At 62.9% G+C, this 3,918-nt stretch carries 2 protein-coding genes; both read left to right on the top strand.

The window, feature by feature from the left end; translation table 11 throughout:
• Positions 1-65 precede the first annotated feature (65 nt).
• Positions 66-1,472: a capsular biosynthesis protein gene (locus tag HX774_RS18195; RefSeq protein WP_255500545.1), complete on the top strand. Its 1,407-nt coding sequence runs from the start codon at positions 66-68 to the stop codon at positions 1,470-1,472.
• Between the two features lie 346 nt (positions 1,473-1,818).
• The coding region (locus HX774_RS18190) for a TonB-dependent receptor (RefSeq protein ID WP_218650516.1) at positions 1,819-3,918 on the top strand (2,100 nt) is incomplete at its 3' end.

Genomic DNA, 3,918 nt, shown 5'->3' with positions numbered 1-3,918 from the left:
CAACTTCTAAGGTTCAGAGGCCCGAGTGTGGCTGAAGGCCGCACTCGGGCCTCTGAGACTTTGGATTGTTGAAAGCAGTTAGTCGCTGGCCCGGTGTCGAGCCGGCGACTTTCTCTTTTCCTGCTGTTCAAATACCGCCGATTCTGCTTATCAGCCTTGTCATCTGTATAGCCTTGGCACTAGGAAAAGGCCGCGTCCCTTGGAAAGAACCCACGCGTTTGCTCGCGCCATTTGATCCCGATCAGCTGACCGTTGACCTATCGGTCATGGCGTCCCTAAGAGACCGTCGTTTCTTGATTGTAACCGCACCCTTCGGGCGGTTTGATCGTGTTCTGGCGCAGGCTCTAGAGCGTCGGGGCGCTGACGTCGCTCGCATGATTTTCAACGCCGGTGATGCGGCGGGATGGCTGCGGTCCGGCGCAGTGGTCTTTAGCGACAGCCCTAGTCGCTGGCCTGAGCGGTTGATCGAGCTGTCACGGAATTTCACCGACATTATCGTCTTCGGTGAAGGCGGGATCTACAATCAAGGCGTGTTGGCCCAGCTTGATCGCCTGGAGGCTGATGTCTGGGTGCTTGAAAATGGCTACTTCCGCCCCGACTGGGTGACGGTTGAGCGCAACGGCGTGAACGCCTCCAGCGGTCTGCCGCGTAAAGACAGTGACTACGCGGACCCAACCCCGCCGCTGCCGGTGACGCGGCCGATCGGCAAGATTCTGCCGCATCACGTGATCAACATCAGCCTTTATCATTTTGTCGCATGGCTGGGCGGCCCCCTCTATCCTCGCTATCGGTCGCCCTATTCGGTGGCGCCTTGGCTTCAGTGTCTGGGTCACGTCGGTCGCTATCTGGGGCTGGCCTTTCAGTCACGACGCCAGTTGGATGCAGATGTCATTCAGGCGCGCGGTCCCTTCTTCATCGTCTGTCTTCAGCGCGAGGGGGATGCTCAGCTGCTGCGCTATTCCCGTTTCGCCGACAACGCCGCATTCTTGGCAGAGGTGATGGACAGCTTCGCGCGCCATGCTCCGGCGGATCGCCGGCTGGTGGTCAAGAATCACCCTCTGGACCCAGGTCTGGTCAACCTGGGCGCCGTCACGCGCCGACTGGCGGCGGAGCGCGGTCTGACGGGGCGAGTCGACTTCATCGACGGCGGCAACCTGGCTCAGTTGTGCCGGGCCTCGTGCGGCATGGTGGTCAATAACTCCAGCGCAGCCCTGTCGGCGCTGGGTTTCCACACCCCCGTCAAGGTTCTGGGGCAAGCCTTCTTTGATTTCGCGGGCATGACCGATCAGCAGCCGTTGGACGGCTTCTGGCGCGCGCCCGTCGCGGCCGATGCGTCGCTGTTCGCGCGGTTCCGCGCCCATGTGATCGCCCGGACCCAGATCAACGGCAATTATCACGAGCCGCGAGCCATGGTCTGGACGGCCTCGGCTATCGCTGACGCTTTCGGTCGGCCGGCCTCGATGCGGGACTGATTCCGACAATCCACAGGGGTGTGGCGTTATGGCCACCCTTGGTGCCTGTCACATCACTGTCACGCGACTGTCGCCCAAACTTCCCTCAGGGGCCTTATGGCCCAGCCCATATCGCGACAGGCGTAGGGCCTGCCGTGCGTGGCCTTCCGATTACATCACTGGGGATACCGACTGATGACCAACCGCAAACAGCTGTTCTGGGCGACCACCGCCCTCATGAGCGGCGTCCTCATGGCCGGCGCCGCTTCGGCCCAGTCGACAGCCTCGCAAGCGGTCGAGGACCGCGCCACTCAGGTCGGCGACGTCGTTGTCACCGGTGCTCGCGGTCCGCGCGCCATCGAAGGCGTTGTGGCCGNNCTCGGCCGGCGGCGACCTGACCATCCGCGGCTTTGACGCGGCCCGCGTTTCGCTGACGCAAGACGGCATTCCGCTGAACGATACCGGCAACTACGCTATTTACTCGAACCAGCAGCTGGACCCGGAACTGATTCAGCGCGCCTCCGTCAATCTTGGCACGACCGACGTGGACAGCCCTACCGCGTCTGCTACCGGCGGCACCGTCAACTACATCACGCGTCGTCCGGCCAAGGACTTCGGCGTCATCCTGCAGCCCTCGATCGGCGAGTACGGATACAAGCGCATCTTCGCCCTGATGGACACCGGTGAATTCGGCCCGTGGGGCACCTCGGCCTGGTTCGCGGCCTCGAAGACCGTCTATGATCACTTCGTGGGCGCCGGCGGCGTCGATAAGATGCAGCTGAACGGCCGCATCTATCAGCCGCTGGGCGACAACGGCGACTTCATCGCCGTGACCGGTCACTATAACGAGAACCGCAACGAGTTCATGCCGCGCGTCACGCTGGCCCAGTTCAACGCGGGCGGCGCTTACGAGAAGGACAACTACAACACGATCCGTTCGCAAGCCACGGCGATCAACCCGTCGAACACCGGCAACATCCGCGGCCAGTCGCGCTTCACCCTGAGCGACACGCTGAAGCTGACGATCGACCCATCGTTCCAGTACACCCTGGCCCACGGCGGCGGCACCCAGACGATGAGCGAAACCGATCCGCAGCTGATCGGCAACTCGTCGGCTGCCGGCGTCGACCTGAACGGCGATGGCGTGATCAACGGCGCCACGCGCGTGACCCTGTTCCGCCCGAACATCACCAACACGCACCGCTATGGCGTCACCAGCTCGCTGATCTGGGACGCGGCCGAGGATCACCAGTTCCGCCTGGCCTATACCTTCGACTGGGGTCGTCACCGCCAGACCGGGCAGTTCGGCTTCATCGACGCCAACGGCTTCCCGGAAGATCCGTTCGCCGGTCGTAATGGCCGCCCGGTCAAGCTGCCCGACGGCACGATCCTGCAACGTCGTAACCGTCTGTCGTACGCCATGCTGAATCAGATCGCGGCCGAATACCGCGGCTCGTTCTTCAACGACACGGTCGACGTGACCCTGGGCGCCCGCGCGCCCTTCTTTGACCGCGAACTGAACAACTACTGCTACCAGCGCGACACTTTCAACGCCTACTGCACCACGCAGGTCGGCGTTGACGCGGACGGCGACGGTCTGGTCACCTTCCCGACGTCGTCGATGAACCCGAATCCCCAGCCGTCGACTTCCAATCCCAACCCGGAGCCGCTGGAATACGGCAAGCCGCGTTCGTTCGAGAAGAAGTACGACGCCTTCCTGCCGAACGCCGGCGTGACCTGGAAGTTCGCTGAGAACCAGTCGATCTACGCCTCGTATGCTGAAGGCTTCTCGGCCCCGCGCACCGACGACCTGTACGACGTCGTCGACGTGAACCCGGAACCGGAAACCACCAACTCCTATGACTTGGGGTACCGCTTCCAGTCGGGTTCGGTGATCGCTTCGGTCGCCGTGTGGAAGACGGACTACGCCAACCGCATCGTGCGCACCTTCGACGAAGCCGCCGGCCTGTTCCTGACGCGTAACGTCGGCGACGTGACCCTGCAGGGCGTCGACGGTCAGATCGGCTGGTCGCCGATGGAGAACCTGAACCTGACCGGTTCGTTCACCTACACCGACAGCGAAGTGAAGAACGACCTGCCGAACGGCACGGACAAGGTCACCGGCAAGCCGATCTTCATCAAGATCGCCGGAAACCAGCTGGTCGAGACCCCCGACTGGCAGTTCGGCGCTCGCGCCGCCTACACGATCGGCAAGTTCGACCTGGGTCTGCAGGGCAAGTATGTCGGCGAGCGTTTCTCGAACGACGTCAACACCGAAGTCGCTCCTGACTACCTGACCTTCGACCTGGACGTCCGCTACAACCTAGCTTCGGTCGGCGCCGGCGGTTCCTACATCCAGCTGAACGTCATCAACCTGTTCGACGAAGAGTACCTGGGCGACATTACGACCTCGACCACGGGCACCGGCCAGTTCCAGCTGGGCGCCCCGCGCACGGCAATGGTCACC

The sequence above is a fragment of the Brevundimonas sp. P7753 genome, from assembly GCF_013386595.1.
GTDB classification, from domain to species: domain Bacteria; phylum Pseudomonadota; class Alphaproteobacteria; order Caulobacterales; family Caulobacteraceae; genus Brevundimonas; species Brevundimonas bullata.
Note: the sequence above shows the minus strand (reverse complement) of the source record. Positions and strands in the feature narration are given on the sequence as shown.